The 14,971-nt window shown below is 53.3% G+C and carries 12 protein-coding genes; 8 read left to right on the top strand and 4 right to left on the bottom strand.

The window, feature by feature from the left end; translation table 11 throughout:
- Positions 1 to 110 precede the first annotated feature (110 nt).
- The 3 genes from glmM to ALO_RS03180 all read left to right on the top strand — a co-directional run bounded on the left by glmM (position 111) and on the right by ALO_RS03180 (position 5,165).
- Complete coding sequence (gene glmM / locus ALO_RS03195) at positions 111 to 1,451, top strand: phosphoglucosamine mutase (RefSeq protein ID WP_004092812.1); 1,341 nt, start codon at positions 111 to 113, stop codon at positions 1,449 to 1,451.
- A gap of 513 nt (positions 1,452 to 1,964) precedes the next feature.
- A complete protein-coding gene (gene glmS / locus ALO_RS03185; RefSeq protein WP_004092810.1) occupies positions 1,965 to 3,794 on the top strand; it encodes a glutamine--fructose-6-phosphate transaminase (isomerizing) in 1,830 nt (609 codons plus the stop codon).
- 282 nt (positions 3,795 to 4,076) lie between these two features.
- Positions 4,077 to 5,165: a response regulator gene (locus tag ALO_RS03180; protein WP_004092808.1), complete on the top strand. Its 1,089-nt coding sequence runs from the start codon at positions 4,077 to 4,079 to the stop codon at positions 5,163 to 5,165.
- An 85-nt stretch (positions 5,166 to 5,250) separates the two neighbouring features.
- On the opposite strand, the gene ALO_RS03175 is transcribed toward ALO_RS03180, so the two are convergent.
- Positions 5,251 to 5,874 (bottom strand): HD-GYP domain-containing protein, encoded by a 624-nt coding sequence (locus tag ALO_RS03175; protein WP_004092807.1) that lies wholly within the window; start codon positions 5,872 to 5,874, stop codon positions 5,251 to 5,253.
- Positions 5,875 to 6,146: 272 nt separating this feature from the next.
- Positions 6,147 to 7,556: a lipase family protein gene (locus tag ALO_RS03170; protein WP_004092806.1), complete on the bottom strand. Its 1,410-nt coding sequence runs from the start codon at positions 7,554 to 7,556 to the stop codon at positions 6,147 to 6,149.
- A gap of 154 nt (positions 7,557 to 7,710) precedes the next feature.
- Here ALO_RS03170 and ALO_RS03165 point away from each other — a divergent pair, with 154 nt between their 5' ends.
- Positions 7,711 to 8,055, top strand: a complete 345-nt coding sequence (locus ALO_RS03165; RefSeq protein ID WP_004092805.1) for a 2Fe-2S iron-sulfur cluster-binding protein — start codon at positions 7,711 to 7,713, stop codon at positions 8,053 to 8,055.
- 284 nt (positions 8,056 to 8,339) lie between these two features.
- Positions 8,340 to 10,022, top strand: coding sequence for an FAD-binding protein (locus ALO_RS03155; RefSeq protein WP_004092802.1), 1,683 nt, complete (start codon positions 8,340 to 8,342; stop codon positions 10,020 to 10,022).
- 223 nt (positions 10,023 to 10,245) lie between these two features.
- Here the strand turns inward: ALO_RS03155 and ALO_RS03150 are convergent, their stop codons facing one another.
- Positions 10,246 to 11,106, bottom strand: a complete 861-nt coding sequence (locus tag ALO_RS03150; RefSeq protein WP_004092800.1) for a serine hydrolase — start codon at positions 11,104 to 11,106, stop codon at positions 10,246 to 10,248.
- A 169-nt stretch (positions 11,107 to 11,275) separates the two neighbouring features.
- Here ALO_RS03150 and ALO_RS03145 point away from each other — a divergent pair, with 169 nt between their 5' ends.
- Entirely contained in the window at positions 11,276 to 11,998 is a 723-nt protein-coding gene (locus tag ALO_RS03145) for an AzlC family ABC transporter permease (RefSeq protein ID WP_004092798.1), read from the top strand.
- Positions 11,988 to 12,302, top strand: a complete 315-nt coding sequence (locus tag ALO_RS03140) for an AzlD domain-containing protein (RefSeq protein ID WP_004092796.1) — start codon at positions 11,988 to 11,990, stop codon at positions 12,300 to 12,302. The genes ALO_RS03145 and ALO_RS03140 overlap by 11 nt, the downstream gene beginning before the upstream one ends.
- A 109-nt stretch (positions 12,303 to 12,411) precedes the next feature.
- Here the strand turns inward: ALO_RS03140 and ALO_RS03135 are convergent, their stop codons facing one another.
- Positions 12,412 to 13,149: a hypothetical protein gene (locus tag ALO_RS03135; protein WP_004092795.1), complete on the bottom strand. Its 738-nt coding sequence runs from the start codon at positions 13,147 to 13,149 to the stop codon at positions 12,412 to 12,414.
- Positions 13,150 to 13,366: 217 nt separating this feature from the next.
- On the opposite strand from ALO_RS03135, the gene ALO_RS03130 reads away from it, so the two are divergent.
- Positions 13,367 to 14,971, top strand: a 1,605-nt coding sequence (locus ALO_RS03130) for a ShlB/FhaC/HecB family hemolysin secretion/activation protein (RefSeq protein ID WP_004092794.1), incomplete at its 3' end; no start/stop codon positions are given.

The following is a 14,971-nucleotide window of genomic DNA, read 5'->3' as shown; positions in this document are numbered from 1 at the left end:
AGACTACTGCATATGAAACCGAAAATTGATGTTTTCTGAATGAGCCTGCCCACAGGAGGCTGAAGTGACGCAGATGAGCCTTTTCAACGGTTTCTCAAGGGGAGAAATATATGGGAAAACTATTTGGGACAGACGGCGTGCGCGGAGTGGCCAACCAGGAACTGACCCCAGAACTGGCCTTTCGCCTGGGCCGGGCTGCGACTTGCCATTTCGGACAGGAATATGAGAATCCGGTTTTGATTATTGGCCGTGACACCCGGATATCGGGACAGATGCTGGAAAGCGCTTTGGCCGCCGGCATTTGCTCGGCCGGCGGGCAGGCCGTGCTGGCTGGAGTGGTTCCCACGCCGGCCGTGGCCTATTTGGCCAAAACTCTGGGCGCTCAGGCCGGGGTGGTGATTTCGGCATCTCACAATCCCTTTCCGGACAACGGGATTAAGTTCTTTGCCGGCAATGGCTATAAACTGCCGGATGAGGTGGAGGAACAACTGGAAAGCCTGGTGCTGGCGCCAACGGATCGCCTGCTCCGCCCCACCGGCGGCAGCGTGGGCACCATCCTGCACCGGCATGACCTCCTGAATCAATACATTGAGTATGCTGCAGGCACAGTGTCCTGCCGCCTGTCCGGATTGAAAGTGCTGGTGGACTGCGCTAATGGCGCTGCCTATGAAGCTGCGCCCCGCATTCTGAAATCCTTGGGAGCGGAAGTGACCGTGCTGTTTGATGATCCGGACGGAGTGAATATCAATGATCACTGCGGCTCGACCCATATGGAACGGCTCCGGCAGGCTGTTGTCGAACAGGGCGCCCACGTAGGCATCGCCCATGACGGCGACGCTGATCGCTGCCTGATAGTAGATGAAACCGGTGAAGCCGTAGACGGTGATCAGATCATGACCATCTGCGCCCTGGAACTTTTGCGGCAAAATAAACTCAAAGATAAAACCCTGGTGGCCACGGTCATGAGTAATATCGGCCTGCACCAGGCCATTAAAAAAGCCGGCGGTTCTGTGGTCACAACCGGCGTAGGCGACCGTTACGTCCTGGAAGCCATGCTGGCTGAAGGATATTCCCTGGGCGGCGAGCAATCGGGTCATATTATTTTCAATGACTACGCCACCACCGGAGACGGCATTATCACGGCCCTGCAGGTCCTGGCGGCCCTGGAACAGTCCGGCAGAAAAATGTCCGAACTGGCCGGTCTGATGACCCGATTCCCGCAGGTCTTAAAAAATATCCGGGTAAAGAGCAAAGAAGGCTGGCAGGAAAATTCGCAAATTGCCGCCGCTATCCGTCAAGGCGAGGCCGAGCTGGGTGAAGAAGGCCGCATCCTGGTCCGTCCTTCCGGCACCGAGCCCTTGATTCGGGTTATGGCCGAAGGTCCGGGTCTGGATCAGCTGAACCGGATTGTGCAGACGATTGCTGATACCATTGAACATCAACTGACATAAGCCGACAAAAAGCAAAGCGGTTGACCGCGTAGCCTAAATCGGCTACAATAAAAACAGTATGTTTGAGGAGCGCGATCTTGCGCTCCTCAACATATATATAACTAGATTAAGGGGGTGAGCTATGGATAGGAGCGGGATCAATGCGGGAAACTGAAAAAAGCGCTGGTGCTTGGGAAAAATCCGTTGCATACTCATCTGCAGCCTGGAATCCGGGACCGTTCAAAAGGGTCCAGATACTAGGCACGACGAGGACGCGCGCGCAGACAGTACATTCCAAAGGGTACGGCAAGCGCGCGCCCGCAGGAGTAACGACGCAGATGGGCTCTTTTCAACGGTCCCCGAGCAGACGAGGGAGAGGTTTATCGAACCGTCAGCGGATGCCTCTCGGCTGGGCGGACGCAGCCGCAAGCAATCGACAAAACCGCAAAGCGATTTGCGGGACAAAACGGATTGCGGCGTCCGAAAACAATGGATAAATGAATAGTGAATAGTAGTAATGGAGGAATGCTCTGTATGTGTGGCATTGTTGGTTATATCGGGCCGAAACCGGCCGCGAAGTTTTTATTAGATGGAATGAGTAAGTTAGAATATAGAGGATATGATTCCGCCGGAATTGCCGTTTATGACGGTAACCGGATCAATGTGGAAAAAAGCGTGGGCCGACTTTCGAGCCTGGAAAAGAAACTGGATGGACGTTTTCCGGCAGGGCACGTTGGCATCGGGCACACCCGCTGGGCTACCCATGGCCGCCCCTCGGACGTGAACGCCCACCCTCATGCCGACTGCAGCGGTAAATTTGTCGTCGTCCACAATGGTATCATTGAAAACTATCTGCATATTAAAGAACAGCTCATAGCCAAGGGTCATAAGTTTGTTTCTGAGACTGACACGGAGGTAGTGGCTCATTTGCTGGAGGAATACTATCAGGGAGATTTTGAAGCAGCTGTCAAAAAGGTGCTGTCTGAAATCGAAGGATCTTATGCCTTGGTGTTTTTGTCGCAACATGACCCGGACAAGATTATCTGCTCCAAACAGGATAACCCCATGGTCATTGGTCTGGGTGACGGGGAGAATTTCATCGCCTCAGACATCCCGGCCATTATTAACCACACCCGTAAAACCTATATCTTAAGTGACGGCGAAGTAGCCGTGGTTACCAATGACTCGGTTTGGGTAACCAACCGCCAGGGAGTGCCGGTGAGCAAGAAAGTGTTCGAAATCAGCTGGACGGCGGAAGCAGCCGAAAAAGGCGGCTACGAGCACTTCATGATCAAGGAAATTTACGAGCAGCCCAAGGCTATCCGGGAAACCATGACCGGACGTCTGTCCAAAGACGACAGTACCGTGCTGTTTGACGAACTGAAATGGACGAAAGAAGAAGCAGCCGCCATTAAAAAAATCGTGATTACTGCTTGCGGTACGGCCTATCACGCCGGTATCGTCGGCAAATATTACCTGGAGCAATTGGCCCGTCTGCCGGTGGAGGTGGATATCGCCTCTGAGTTCCGTTATCGTTCCCCCCTGGTGGATTCCAGCACTCTGGCTATCGTCATCAGCCAATCCGGCGAAACCAGCGATACCCTGGCCGCGTTGAAAGAAGCCAAGCGCCTGGGAGCCCGGACTTTGGCCATCACCAATGTCGTCGGCTCATCCATCGCCCGTGAAGCTGATCAGGTCATCTATACCTGGGCCGGGCCGGAAATAGCGGTTGCCTCTACTAAGGCCTATACCACCCAGTTGGTCAGCTTGTGCCTGTTGGCCCTGTATATTGCCAAACTGCGGGGGGCCATAGACCAGGCAGCCCTGCAGAAGATAATCCGGGGACTGAAAAATCTGCCGGAGCAGGCTCATGAAATACTGGAAGATGTAGAGCCGATCAAAACATTTGCCACCCAATATGGCTTTAATGAGGATGTCTTTTTCATTGGCCGCTCTCTGGACTATGCTGTGGCCCTTGAAGGGTCTCTGAAACTGAAAGAAATCTCCTACATCCACGCTGAAGCCTACGCTGCCGGCGAACTCAAGCACGGCACACTGGCCCTGATCATCGAAGGAGTGCCTGTCATCGCCCTGGCTACTCAGACAGATGTATATGAGAAAACGATCAGCAACATCCAGGAAGTCAAGGCCCGGGATGCCGTAATCATCGGTCTGGGCTTCAAGGGTGACAAAAATCTGCAGAAGTATGTGGATCATGCCATCTTCATTCCGGCCACTGAGAAACATCTGGCCCCCATCCTGGCGGTCATTCCGTTGCAGCTGCTGGCCTACTATGCCGCTGTCACCAGAGGCTGCGACGTGGATAAGCCGAGAAATTTGGCCAAGAGCGTAACAGTAGAATAAAAAAATATAGTTAAAGAACCCCAGAGGCGACTGCGAAAGCATAGCCCCTGGGGTTCTTTACTGCACGAATATTATAAAAGCAGGCAAATTAGCCACATATTTAGTGCGAATTTGCCTATTTTAGGCTTGTTTTTAACTTTTTTTGTTATTTTTTCCCATTAAATATTATTATCTTCAATACGATAAAATTTAGGGATAATTATATTCTCCACGTCCTCAAATCCGAGCCTTTTGAATGATTTCGTTTAAGAGCCCTGCTGCCGACTGGAAAGGAGTTAGGGTATGATTAATTTTACTGTTAAGCTTACTTCGCATGTGCTAATCGCCGACGATAACCGGTTTATGAGAACGGTTTTACGGGATATTCTCAAAGAAGACGGATATGAAATTGTTGAAGCCTGCGATGGTGCGGAAACGATCCGGTTATTCGAGCAGTACCAGCCGGATTTGGTTATTTTAGACATTATTATGCCGGAGATCAATGGCTGTTCGGTCTGCAAGCAGCTGCGCAGCCTGGAAAGCGGCAAGGCTATTCCGATCCTGATGCTCACCGCCCGGGAGGATGAAGAGACCATTAAGACCACCTTTGCCGCCGGCGCTGATGACTATATCACGAAGGATTTCAATCCACTGGTGCTGAGGCATCGGATCAAGCGGCTGCTGGAAGCTGAGCGTGACCGGAAAATGGTGGCGCGTCTGGCCTGGACGGAGCGGTTAAACGTGATTGGTGAAATAGCAGCCGGTATCGGCCATGAGGTACGCAATCCCATGACTACGGTCAGAGGCTTTTTGCAGTTTTTAAGCCGCAAAGAAGAACTGAAAAATCAGTTAGAGTACTTTGACTTGATGATCAAGGAACTGGACCGGGCCAATAACATCATTACGGAATTTCTTCTGCTGGCTAAGGATAAGGCCATGGATTTTCAGAGGGTGCCGTTAAACGAGATCATTCATAAGCTATTTCCGATGTTACAGGCGGATGCTTTTTTAAATTCCTGTCAAATCGTTCTTGCACTGGAAGAAACCCCGCCCATCCTTTTAGATGCTTATAGCATTCGGCAAGTGATTTTAAATATGACCCGAAATGCCATAGAGGCCATGCCCGAGGGAGGCAAGATCATCATCCGCACCGGCGCCGCCGATCAAAAGGTATTCCTGGCCATCGAAGATGAAGGGGCAGGGATTTCACCGGAAATATTGCAGAAAATCGGCAATCCGTTTGTAACCACTAAAGAACACGGATCAGGACTGGGGTTAGCCATTTGCTATCGTATTGCCCAGAGACACGGTGCGGGAATTTCGGTCAGCAGCACAGTCGGACAGGGGACGGTTTTTACTGTGACTTTTAATCCGGCTATATCCCCAAAATAAGAAATCCCCTGCTAGGGGGATTTCTTATTTTGGGGATATAGAATGGAAAAATATTGCTTGCGGCTAAATCCAAAACCAATCTTTCCTAAGCGTGGGATGATACTCTAATGGCAAGGTTACGTGGCGATACGATGGTTCCCAGGATTTGAGGGGCAGCCTGGGCCAGGGCGGTCACCACTATGGGGTCAAATTGTAGGCCGCTATGCCGATGCAATTCGTTCAAGGCTGCGGCAACCGGAATACGGGGCTGGTATGGCCTTCCCGATACCATGACGTCGAAGGCGTCCACCACGGCGCAGATGCGGGCGAAGAGGGGAATCTCATTGCGGCTGATGCCAAAAGGATAGCCGCGGCCATCGATCCGCTCATGATGATAGAGCGCTACCTCCGCCACTTCATTGGGATATCCCGCTTCTTTAAGAATCATATAACCTAGGATCGGATGCTTTTGTACAACCTCATAATCTGTATAGGTTAACTTCCGCTTGGCAGGTTCGATGCTCAGCAGCAGTTTCCCTACATCATGCAGCAGGCATCCAAGCCTGAGCTCGAGGGTGTCCTTAATTCCCAGCCGCCCGGCTACCACAGCTGCCAGTTTGCTGGTATTGGCGGCATGAAGAGCAGTCTGGGGATCTTTGTTGCGGAGTTTGATCTGTAAGCTGCCGAGACACACATCTTTGACCCAGCGGACGGACTCTGAAATCTCCATGTATCCTCCAGTAGGGCTTTTTAATACACTGTATGCAGCAATGTTTTTTCTGGTGCCGCATCAGAATTTAGGACTTTTCGGACAGAGTGTTGGCAGCATTCCTCTCGTTATAACCGAAAAGTCCCTTAAATTCTCTGCGGTTCCGGGATGCGTCGCATCTCTGGGCATCAGAATTTAGGACTTTTCGGCGGAGTGCTGGCAGCATAGCTCTCATTATAACCGAAAAGTCCCTTAAATTCTCCGCGGTTCCGGGATGCGTCGCATCTCTGGGCCTACCAAAGGTATTGCGGCTTGTTCTCCGAACTAAAATTGACTGAGGCTTTGGGAAATGGTATCGGCAGGCGTCTCAGGCTGTCCGGGGAAAGGGTTGACGTCGTCAGACGCTTGGCGTTATGCATCAGGGCTTCCAGGGGGGAGATGTGAAGGGTGTTGTGGGAAAAAAGCGTAAGATTTAAAAGCTGGCCGGTCTTTACGTCATAGATAGTCTGGTGCAGGGTAACATAATAGGCATTGAACTCATCTTTTATAGCATAGCCTGATATTTCCGGCATGATCAAAAATTCGCAGCCTTCTGCCAGGGCTTTTTGCCGCCAGATATTTTCTGATGCAGGACCGGTATCGATCACATATCCGGGCAGAATCTGGCGATATTCATCCCACAGGGTCTGCTGCATATACCAAAACTCTTGCTGCAGGCCGGATGGCAGGCGGTTAGCCACCGGGGCCACGTAGACTCTGGGAGAGGCGCCGATGCGGGAGGGCGCCTGGATGATCCCGGCTTCCAGGGCCTTCTGGCGTTGGCGGTAATAGTTCTTGATCGCCACATCCAGATAAACCTCAAGATGGTGAGACACCCCATTGATGGAGGCAGGTATTTTCCAGGTGATCTCGCGGCCAAACTGACGGTACCGGCCTAGGCTTTGCAGTATGCCGGTAATCGGATCGCCGCGTATAACCACCCGGGTCAGATTTAGACGATACCCGAATTGCCGGGCAAAGGCAGCATTGCCTACAGCCGGGGCGCCAAACGTTATAATCTCGAGCTGTTCCGGTTGCACTCCCATGTCCAGCAGCTTGGTCGCGGTTAGAATGGCGGCGGCGCCGCCCAGACTGTGCCCTGCCAGGTAGAGTTTCCGGTTCCGGTCAGCCAGCAAAAGTTCCTTCAGGCGCTGAGCCAGTGCGGTTGGTTTGCCGGGAGTTTTGCCCATCAGGGCTGTCTGGACAAACTGGTAAAAACCCCGATGCACTTTTGGCCGAGAGTCGGTGATATTCCGGGGGTCGGCATTCTGGACAAGCTCATCTAAAAAGTTTCCTGCAAAATTGATCATGTCGATTCGCAGGTCAACCTTCAGGTTCTTAAAGTTTTCTGTGCCCACGATGGCTAATATATATACTGGCTGGTCAGAGGTTGATTCGTTGCTGGCCAGAAGAAAGCGGGTATCCGCCTTTGCTGATACCTGATCAAAGTATTCGACGGTAAAGCCGCTTTGCTGCAGATAGTTGCAGGCCATGGCTCCGCTGCGGCCGCTGTATACCGCCATACAGGCCCCGGCCGTCAGGTATAAATTCAATGCTTCCTCATAATCCTCTTTTATCCCAGCCTGGACCGTTGCAGGCATAAAACCGCAGAGCAAGTTAAAAGACAGCAGAATATAGATCAGAAACGAAATAAACTTCGACATCAAACTTCGTCCTTTTATCGTTTTACATTTAGTTTAAATATGCTTCGACATTTTCGGAAAAAATCCCTATGAGCAGGATTGACAGCAGGATGATCGGAATGCCGGAACGAAAACAATTAATAAAAAAATTACATGGGGATGCGGAGGATTCCATATGAGTCAGAGAACGCAGACGATTACCGCCAGAGTATTTCGCTGGGAACCTGGCGGGGAGAAAACGGGGGACTTTCAGACAGTCCATATTCCGTCGGAACAGCCTCTGTCAGTGATGGCCCTGCTGGCCAAGATCCATGATCAGGACGGGACATTTGCCTGCCGTACTTCTACCTGTTTTAAAGGGATATGCGGATCATGCATGGTGCGGGTGAACGGCCAGGACGTGATGGGCTGCACCACTTTAATCCAACCCGGTGAAACCGTGGTCATCGAACCTCATTCCCAGTTCCGGGTGATCCGGGATGTGGCAGTGGATTTCGCGCAGCCGGTAGGAGACCGTTGAAAAAGGCCCATCTGCGTCACTTCAGCCTCCTGCGGGCGCGCGCTTGCCGTACCCTCTCGAACGTACTGTCTGCACGCGCGTCCTCGTCGCGCTGTATCAGAATTTGTGACTTTTCGGGGAGATAGGTAGTGGATGATTTCTCATAAGCCGAAAAGTCACCTAAATTCTTCACTAGTACGGCAACGCAGGCGTTGCTTTTACCTTGCATCTGAACCTTTTTGAACGGTCTCCGATTCGAGGCTGCAGATAAGTTTTGCAACAGATTCTAGGGGGAAATAAAAAGTATGAAGATAACGGAACAGATGCAAACAGACGTGCTGGTAATCGGGGCGGGCGGCGGCGGTTTGCGGGCCGCGTTGGCGGCAGCCGAAGCCGGGTCCCAAGTATTGTTGGTCAACAAGGGACCGGTGGCCCGGTCCGGCATTACCCTGACCGCTGCCGGCGGCATGCAGGCGCCTTTTGCCGCCGGAGACGATCCGGAACGGTATTTCACCGATACGATAGAGAATGGCTACTATTTGGCCGATCAGAATCTGGTCAAAGTTCTGGCTGAGGATGCCTGTGCCCGGGCCTTGGATGCCGAACGCTTCGGCGCCAGATTAGTTCGTGATACAGCGGGAGATTTGCAGTGTAAACAATTTCCCGGGCAATCCAAACCCCGCAACCTGTTCTTTAAAGGCGGCGGAGTGGGACTGGCGGCGGCTCTGGCCAGGGCCTGCCGCAATCATGATAGGATCACTGTCGTGGATGACTTTTATGTTTCCGGCTTGCTGAAAAGCCAGGACTTGCCCGGTGCAGCCGCCGGAGCGCTGGGCCTGGATCTGCGCCGGGGTGGTCTGACTCAGATTAATGCCAAAGCAGTGGTCGTAGCGACCGGCGGTTTCCAGTGGTTATGGGCGGTAAACGACTGCCCTGCCGACGCCACCGGCGATGGGCTGGTCCAAGCCTACCGGCTGGGGGCTGAGCTGGTGGATATGGAAATGGTTTTGTTTTATCCTACGGTGATTGTCTGGCCTGAATCAGTTAAAGGAGCCTTTGTTCATTATGAGTTTTTGAGTCCGGAGATGCTGGACGGCAATGTGTATGACAAAAACGGGCAGCCGATTTTGCCCAAACCGCTGCCGGTGAGAGATACGGCCATGCGTCTGATGGCAGGGGCAATTGCCGACGGCCGGGGTACAGACAGAGGCGGGGTGCTGTGGTCGGTAGCCGACTCTCCCAAAGGAACTGATGCCATCCGAAAGATGCTGAACCTGGCTCAGTATAACTATATACGGGCCCATGGCCTGGAGCCGGCCACCGATCAGGTGGAAACAGCCCCCGGCGCTCATTACCTGATGGGAGGCATCCATATTGACGAAACCTGCCGGACATCAGTCCCCGGCCTGTTTGCGGCGGCTGAGTGCGCCGGCAACTTTGACGGGGCAAACAGGCTGGCCGGCAATGGCATTACCGCTACTCAAGTGTTCGGGGCAAGAGCCGGCCTGACGGCTCATGCCTGGGCGGCTGCCAACGGACCGATGGCAGTGGATACGGCCGTGCAGGAACAGGAAACGGCCAGAGTGGCTGCTAAAGTTTCAACCAGGCCCTGCCAGGAGACATCACTGGTTCCGTTGCGGGACAAACTCCGGGCTGCCACGCAAACCTACGCCGGCGTCAACCGGAATGCCGACGGTTTGCTCCGTCTGGTGACCGCCGCCCGGGAAGTGCAGCTGGCGGCCTCTGAGATACAGGTGGCGGATCAGGCTGTGTTTAACCAGCAATTAGTGGACTTACTGCAGCTGGAGACCCTGTGCGAAGCGGCCGGTCTGGTGGCTGGCAGCGCCCTCCTGCGCCAGGAATCCCGCGGACATCACTACCGTACCGATTTTCCCCAACAGAACGACGTTTTCTGGCGGCAGCATACCCTGGCCTACAAGCTGGAAACAGGGCCCAGGTTTACGGTGAAACCGGTAGTAAAGCTGTAATGTATCTGATCGCATAAAAAAAATGATCCCGCAGGTTGATTTTCGTGCGGGGTCATTTTGTGGAAAAGTCTATTAGAAACCTATCTTCAGCCTCGAACCTGGGACCGTTCAAAAAGGTTCAGATGCTAGGCGCGACGAGGACGGGCGTGAGACTGTACGTTCGCAGGATACGTCGAACGTCCGCCCGCAGGAGCAACAACGCAGATGGGCTTTCAACGGGCCCCTATTGACTGCGCAGCTCTTGATATAACTTGGCCGACACTTCGGCGATAAAATTGCTGGCGTACTCCTCTGAACGCTTGGTTTTGGTGTACACACTGATCAGGATCTGGTCTTTGCCATCGTCCACAATGCCCACATCACATAAGATGCCGGGCAGGGAGCCGACTTTATGCATAACTTTGCTGCGGGACATAAAGCGGGGAATTTCTTCTTTAAAGATGGTTTGGGCCAGCTCTTCCTTTAAAATAACCGATTTCTGCTTGCCCAGGTATTGCTCCTGATAGATGGTTTCAAAGACTTTAGCCATCTCGTACGGGGTTGTCACGCTGTGGTAGCCAAATTGCCGCCAAGCCTCCTTGCTGTGGATCCGCGTTTTGGTCAGGCCTAAATCTAAGAGCACCTGAGTCAAAGCCCGGGGCTTACGTTTTTCCAGCTCATCCAGCAGTTGATAAAACGCCGGATTATCACTGACGGTCATCATCTTTTTGATTTGTTCGTCATATTCCCGCTTGTCGGCCTTATCGACTTCATCGTACAGGTATTTGTACACGGCCAGGGCGACCACCAGTTTGTGAGTGGAAGCAGTGGGAAAGATGTCGTGCTCATGATTGGCAACGGCCTGTCCGGTTTTCAGGTTTTTGGCATAAATGCCGCTTTTTCCATTGAATATTTGTACCTGCCGGTAGATCCGTTCGACGCGGATCGGTTGTTTGGCCTGCTGTCCGGCATTTTGCCCTGATTCCGCCGCATTCGGCTGACGGGGGGCGGGCAGGGGCCGGCGTTGCGGCGCCTGACAGGCACTAAGGACAAACCATGACAATAACCATAGCGCCAGGATGTACACAAGGGTTTTTCGCGTCATATTTCACATCCCTTTAGTACGTAGTAATTTGATAAATGTAGTGTAACCGATTGGCGCCAGGATTATTTTGGCCAGATTGCAGTTCTGGCCGGCTGGGCGGAATTTACTCTCACAGTCCTTACGGTTATAATAGAAATAATATGCAGTGGAGGGGAGGTATAAGATCAATATGAATCAAACGGCGTCAATAGCGTCTGTCACCAGTTTGTCCGCCGAATATTGGCAGGGCGTGAGAGATGGATTACCGGTGGTTTTGGGAGTGGCGCCTTTTGGTTTGATCTGTGGCGTCATGGGTCTGACCGCCGGTCTGACCGGGATAGAAACTTTACTGATGTCACTACTGGTATTTGCCGGAGCATCCCAGTTTATCGGCATTGCTATGATCGGCGGGGGAGCGGCCTGGGGCATCATTATCTTTACCACTCTGCTGGTGAACCTGCGCCATCTGCTAATGGGCGCATCCCTGGCAAAATATCTGCTGCCTCTGTCCAAAACCTGGCAGTCTGTCCTGTCTTTCATCCTGACGGATGAATCCTACGCCTTAGTTCAGGACCGGATCGCCAAAGCCGGCTACAGCCCCTGGTATCAATTGGGGGTCAGCTCAGTTCTGTATGCGGCATGGGCTGTAGCCACAGTCGCGGGGGTTTTGGCCGGACAGTATATTCCCGATCCTCTTGCCTGGGGATTGGATTTCGCCATGCCGGCTACCTTTTTAGGCATGCTGGTGCCCCGGCTGGCTGACCGCAACAGTCTGATCGTTTTTCTGGCGGCGGCAGCGGCAGCGGTGGCTGGGGTGTTGTATCTGCCCGGCAAATGGTATATTATTCTGACCTGCCTGGTTGCCGGTGTCACCGGTGGGCTGCTGACAGGAGGGGAACAGGATGCGGACTGAGATGATGGCGCTTATTCTGGGTATGGCAGCCGTAACCTATCTCACCCGGATCGGCAGTCTGGCGCTCTTGCGGTTCACCGGTCTGCCTTCCTGGTTTGAACGCTGGTTTCGTTATATGCCGGTGGGCGTTCTGACGGCCTTAATTATTCCCTCTATTTTGCTGCCTCAGGGCCAGCTGGACATAACCCTGCACAATGATTATCTGATCGCCGGCATTGTTGCCTCCCTGGTAGCCTATAAACACTGCGGCGCGGCAGCGACCATGGCGGCAGGAATGGCTGTTATGCTCGCTTTGCGCTTTTAGAGGACCGGCACCGTTAAAAACCGTTCTGTCACAGGGGTTGCCCTGATGGCGGAACGGTTTTTTGCGCCCCGTTAGTCTGCCAATAATGAGTGGGATGCTTGGTCTGCCTTTACAGCCGCCAAGTCACCCCAAACCCCATCCCGCCAGTTTCAGCCTCTATCTTTGCATCTTCCAACCGTAGCCCCTTCACCGTCAACTTACGGTAATCCAGATTGAAGTCCATATCCCGTGTCACCCTGTACGAAATTCCTACACCCCAACTCGCAACATCCTTTCCAACCCCCAGCGAAGCATACCCCGTCAACTTAGACGCCAGCGGCATAGAGCCGATCACCCCAAACTGGGCTGTCGTTTTCGTCCTCGTGCTCATCGTCTCACTCAGATATACATCATCCTGCGAATCAAACGGATCACGATAGGTAAACGCAGAAGGAAACCAAGCCTTAGCACTCACACTACCGGCAAACAAGGAATAATACTGGTTCCACCGATACAGCAAACTCACCTCATCCGTCTTCAGCCGCATCCGCCCCGTAAATGACTCATAGACCGGATTAATCATCTCGCCATCTGCTGTTTCTGAAAAAAATAAATCCTGCGACTTCGCATTCAACCCCCGATACTGCAGAGCCCACCGTCCGCCCAACCCCAGCGTAGCTCCAAAATCCAGCCCCGAGCGAGCGCCATACGTATTATGAGTTCCCCCCGCATGATCCGACTCATTCTCCACCGTCCGCAGCGACACATCCAAAGCCAGACTCCCCGGCGAATAATCCGTCAGCGGCGCCGCCCAGACCGTACAGGCGAGAAACCCCCATATCATGCATAAAACAATGACTGATCTCATAGTTCCTCCTAATCAATCACGAGTTTTCACAGCAACTATCTATAAAAAAATAGTAGAGTTTACCGACAAACCAGAATAAATCCAATTGACAAAAATGGAAAAATGAACTACTTTAAAAGTAAATAATGTAATAATATCCAGTTTTACATATACAGTATACCGGAACTTTTGTCAACCGAGAAGACGTAATTTTCAATTTCACAAGGAGACCGCCATCATGCGAACCTCGCTCTTGTCAATCGGCCTACGCATCAGCCTTTTTCTGTTTTTATTCCTATTCCTGACTATCCAGCTAGCCTGGGCCCAGACCTCCAACCTCAACGACCAGCAAGAACGCCTCCAGCGGGACCGGCAGGAAGCGGCAGAGCGCAAACAGCGCGAACAGCGAACCGACGTCTTTCTGCAGGAAAAAACCGTTCAAGAACAAGACACCAGTCTGCCCACAGAACCCATCATGCTTTTCATCCACACCATTCGGCTGGAAGGCGGCTCTGCCGAAAAATTCCCCTGGATCTCAGACTTTTTCGCTCCGTACCAAAACCGCTCCATGGGCAAACAAGGGATCCAGCTCATTGTCAAACGCCTGACCAACGCCCTCATTGACCGGGGGTACATCACCACCCGCGTCACTATTCCGGCCCAGGACCTTTCCGACGGCACCCTGCGCCTGACCCTCATCCCCGGCACCATCGGCAGCATCCGCTTCGCCGACCCGTCCTACGCAGGCAACTGGCATACTGCCTTTCCCACCGGTCCCGGCCGGATCCTAAACCTGCGGGACCTGGAACAAGGACTCGAACAAATGAAACGGGTCCCCAGCCAAGAAATCGACATGCAACTGGTCCCCGGCCAACAACCGGGCCAGAGCGATATCCTCCTATTCGCCAAAGAAACCAAACCCTGGAACCTTCTTTATACCCTGGACGACTCCGGCAGCCCCGCCACCGGCAAACTCCAATCCTCCGCCACCTTCAGCTACAACAACCTCTGGCGCCTCAACGACCTCTTTCATATAGCTGTCAACCACGATGCCGAAGACGACGGAGCCCGGCGCGGCACCAAAGGAAGCAGTCTCCAATACTCCGTACCCTACGGCAACTCCACCGTCAGCCTCTCCCTCAGCGAAAACCGCTATCATCAAACCGTAGCCGGCACCACCGAAACCTTTGTCTCCTCCGGCAAAAGCGAAAACCTGGAACTCAAACTCTCCCAGCTTTTAACCCGCGACCAAACCAGCAAGACCCACCTGGAACTGCGCACCATACGCTCACGGAGCCGAAACTATATCGACGATCAGGAAATCCAAGTCCAACGCAAAAAAACCTCCGCCCTGGAATGGGGCATCAGCCACAGCGACACCGGCGGCCCCGTCTCCTTCGACCTGAAAATCGCCAACAAACGAGGCGTTCCCTGGTTTGGCGCCCAAGAACCGCTCGCATCCACCGCCTCTGACGACCCCAATCCCCGCTACAGCCTCTGGACCATTCACAGCCAAATCGCCGCCCCCATCCAGATCCACGAGCACCGCAGCCGCTACAGCCTCACCTTCTACGGGCAAACCACCAGCGACTACCTCTACGGCTCCGAACACATCTCCATAGGCAACCGCTACACCGTTCGCGGCTTTGACGGCGAACAAACCCTGGCCGCCGAATGCGGCTGGTACATCCAAAACGAACTCGCCATCCCCCTCAAAGCCGGCCCCGAGCTCTACCTCGGCCTCGACTACGGACAAGTCCAGGGCCCGGCCAGCCAATACCTGGCCGGAACCACCCTGGCCGGCAGTGTAGTCGGCCTGCGCGGCCCAGCCTGGGGAGCCCAA

The organism is Acetonema longum DSM 6540 (assembly GCF_000219125.1).
In the GTDB taxonomy this organism is placed as follows: Bacteria; Bacillota; Negativicutes; order Sporomusales; family Acetonemataceae; genus Acetonema; species Acetonema longum.
This window is presented reverse-complemented; position numbering and strand designations above follow the sequence as displayed.

Bases quoted from the DNA above. Each gene is read 5' to 3' on its own strand.
- ALO_RS03170 (WP_004092806.1), bottom strand. From the start codon at position 7,556: ATGTCGAAGTTTATTTCGTTTCTGATCTATATTCTGCTGTCTTTTAAC.
- ALO_RS03145 (WP_004092798.1), top strand. From the start codon at position 11,276: ATGAATCAAACGGCGTCAATAGCGTCTGTCACCAGTTTGTCCGCCGAA.
- ALO_RS03135 (WP_004092795.1), bottom strand. From the start codon at position 13,149: ATGAGATCAGTCATTGTTTTATGCATGATATGGGGGTTTCTCGCCTGT.
- ALO_RS03155 (WP_004092802.1), top strand. From the start codon at position 8,340: ATGAAGATAACGGAACAGATGCAAACAGACGTGCTGGTAATCGGGGCG.
- ALO_RS03165 (WP_004092805.1), top strand. From the start codon at position 7,711: ATGAGTCAGAGAACGCAGACGATTACCGCCAGAGTATTTCGCTGGGAA.
- glmM (WP_004092812.1), top strand. From the start codon at position 111: ATGGGAAAACTATTTGGGACAGACGGCGTGCGCGGAGTGGCCAACCAG.
- ALO_RS03140 (WP_004092796.1), top strand. From the start codon at position 11,988: ATGCGGACTGAGATGATGGCGCTTATTCTGGGTATGGCAGCCGTAACC.
- ALO_RS03175 (WP_004092807.1), bottom strand. From the start codon at position 5,874: ATGGAGATTTCAGAGTCCGTCCGCTGGGTCAAAGATGTGTGTCTCGGC.
- ALO_RS03150 (WP_004092800.1), bottom strand. From the start codon at position 11,106: ATGACGCGAAAAACCCTTGTGTACATCCTGGCGCTATGGTTATTGTCA.
- ALO_RS03180 (WP_004092808.1), top strand. From the start codon at position 4,077: ATGATTAATTTTACTGTTAAGCTTACTTCGCATGTGCTAATCGCCGAC.
- glmS (WP_004092810.1), top strand. From the start codon at position 1,965: ATGTGTGGCATTGTTGGTTATATCGGGCCGAAACCGGCCGCGAAGTTT.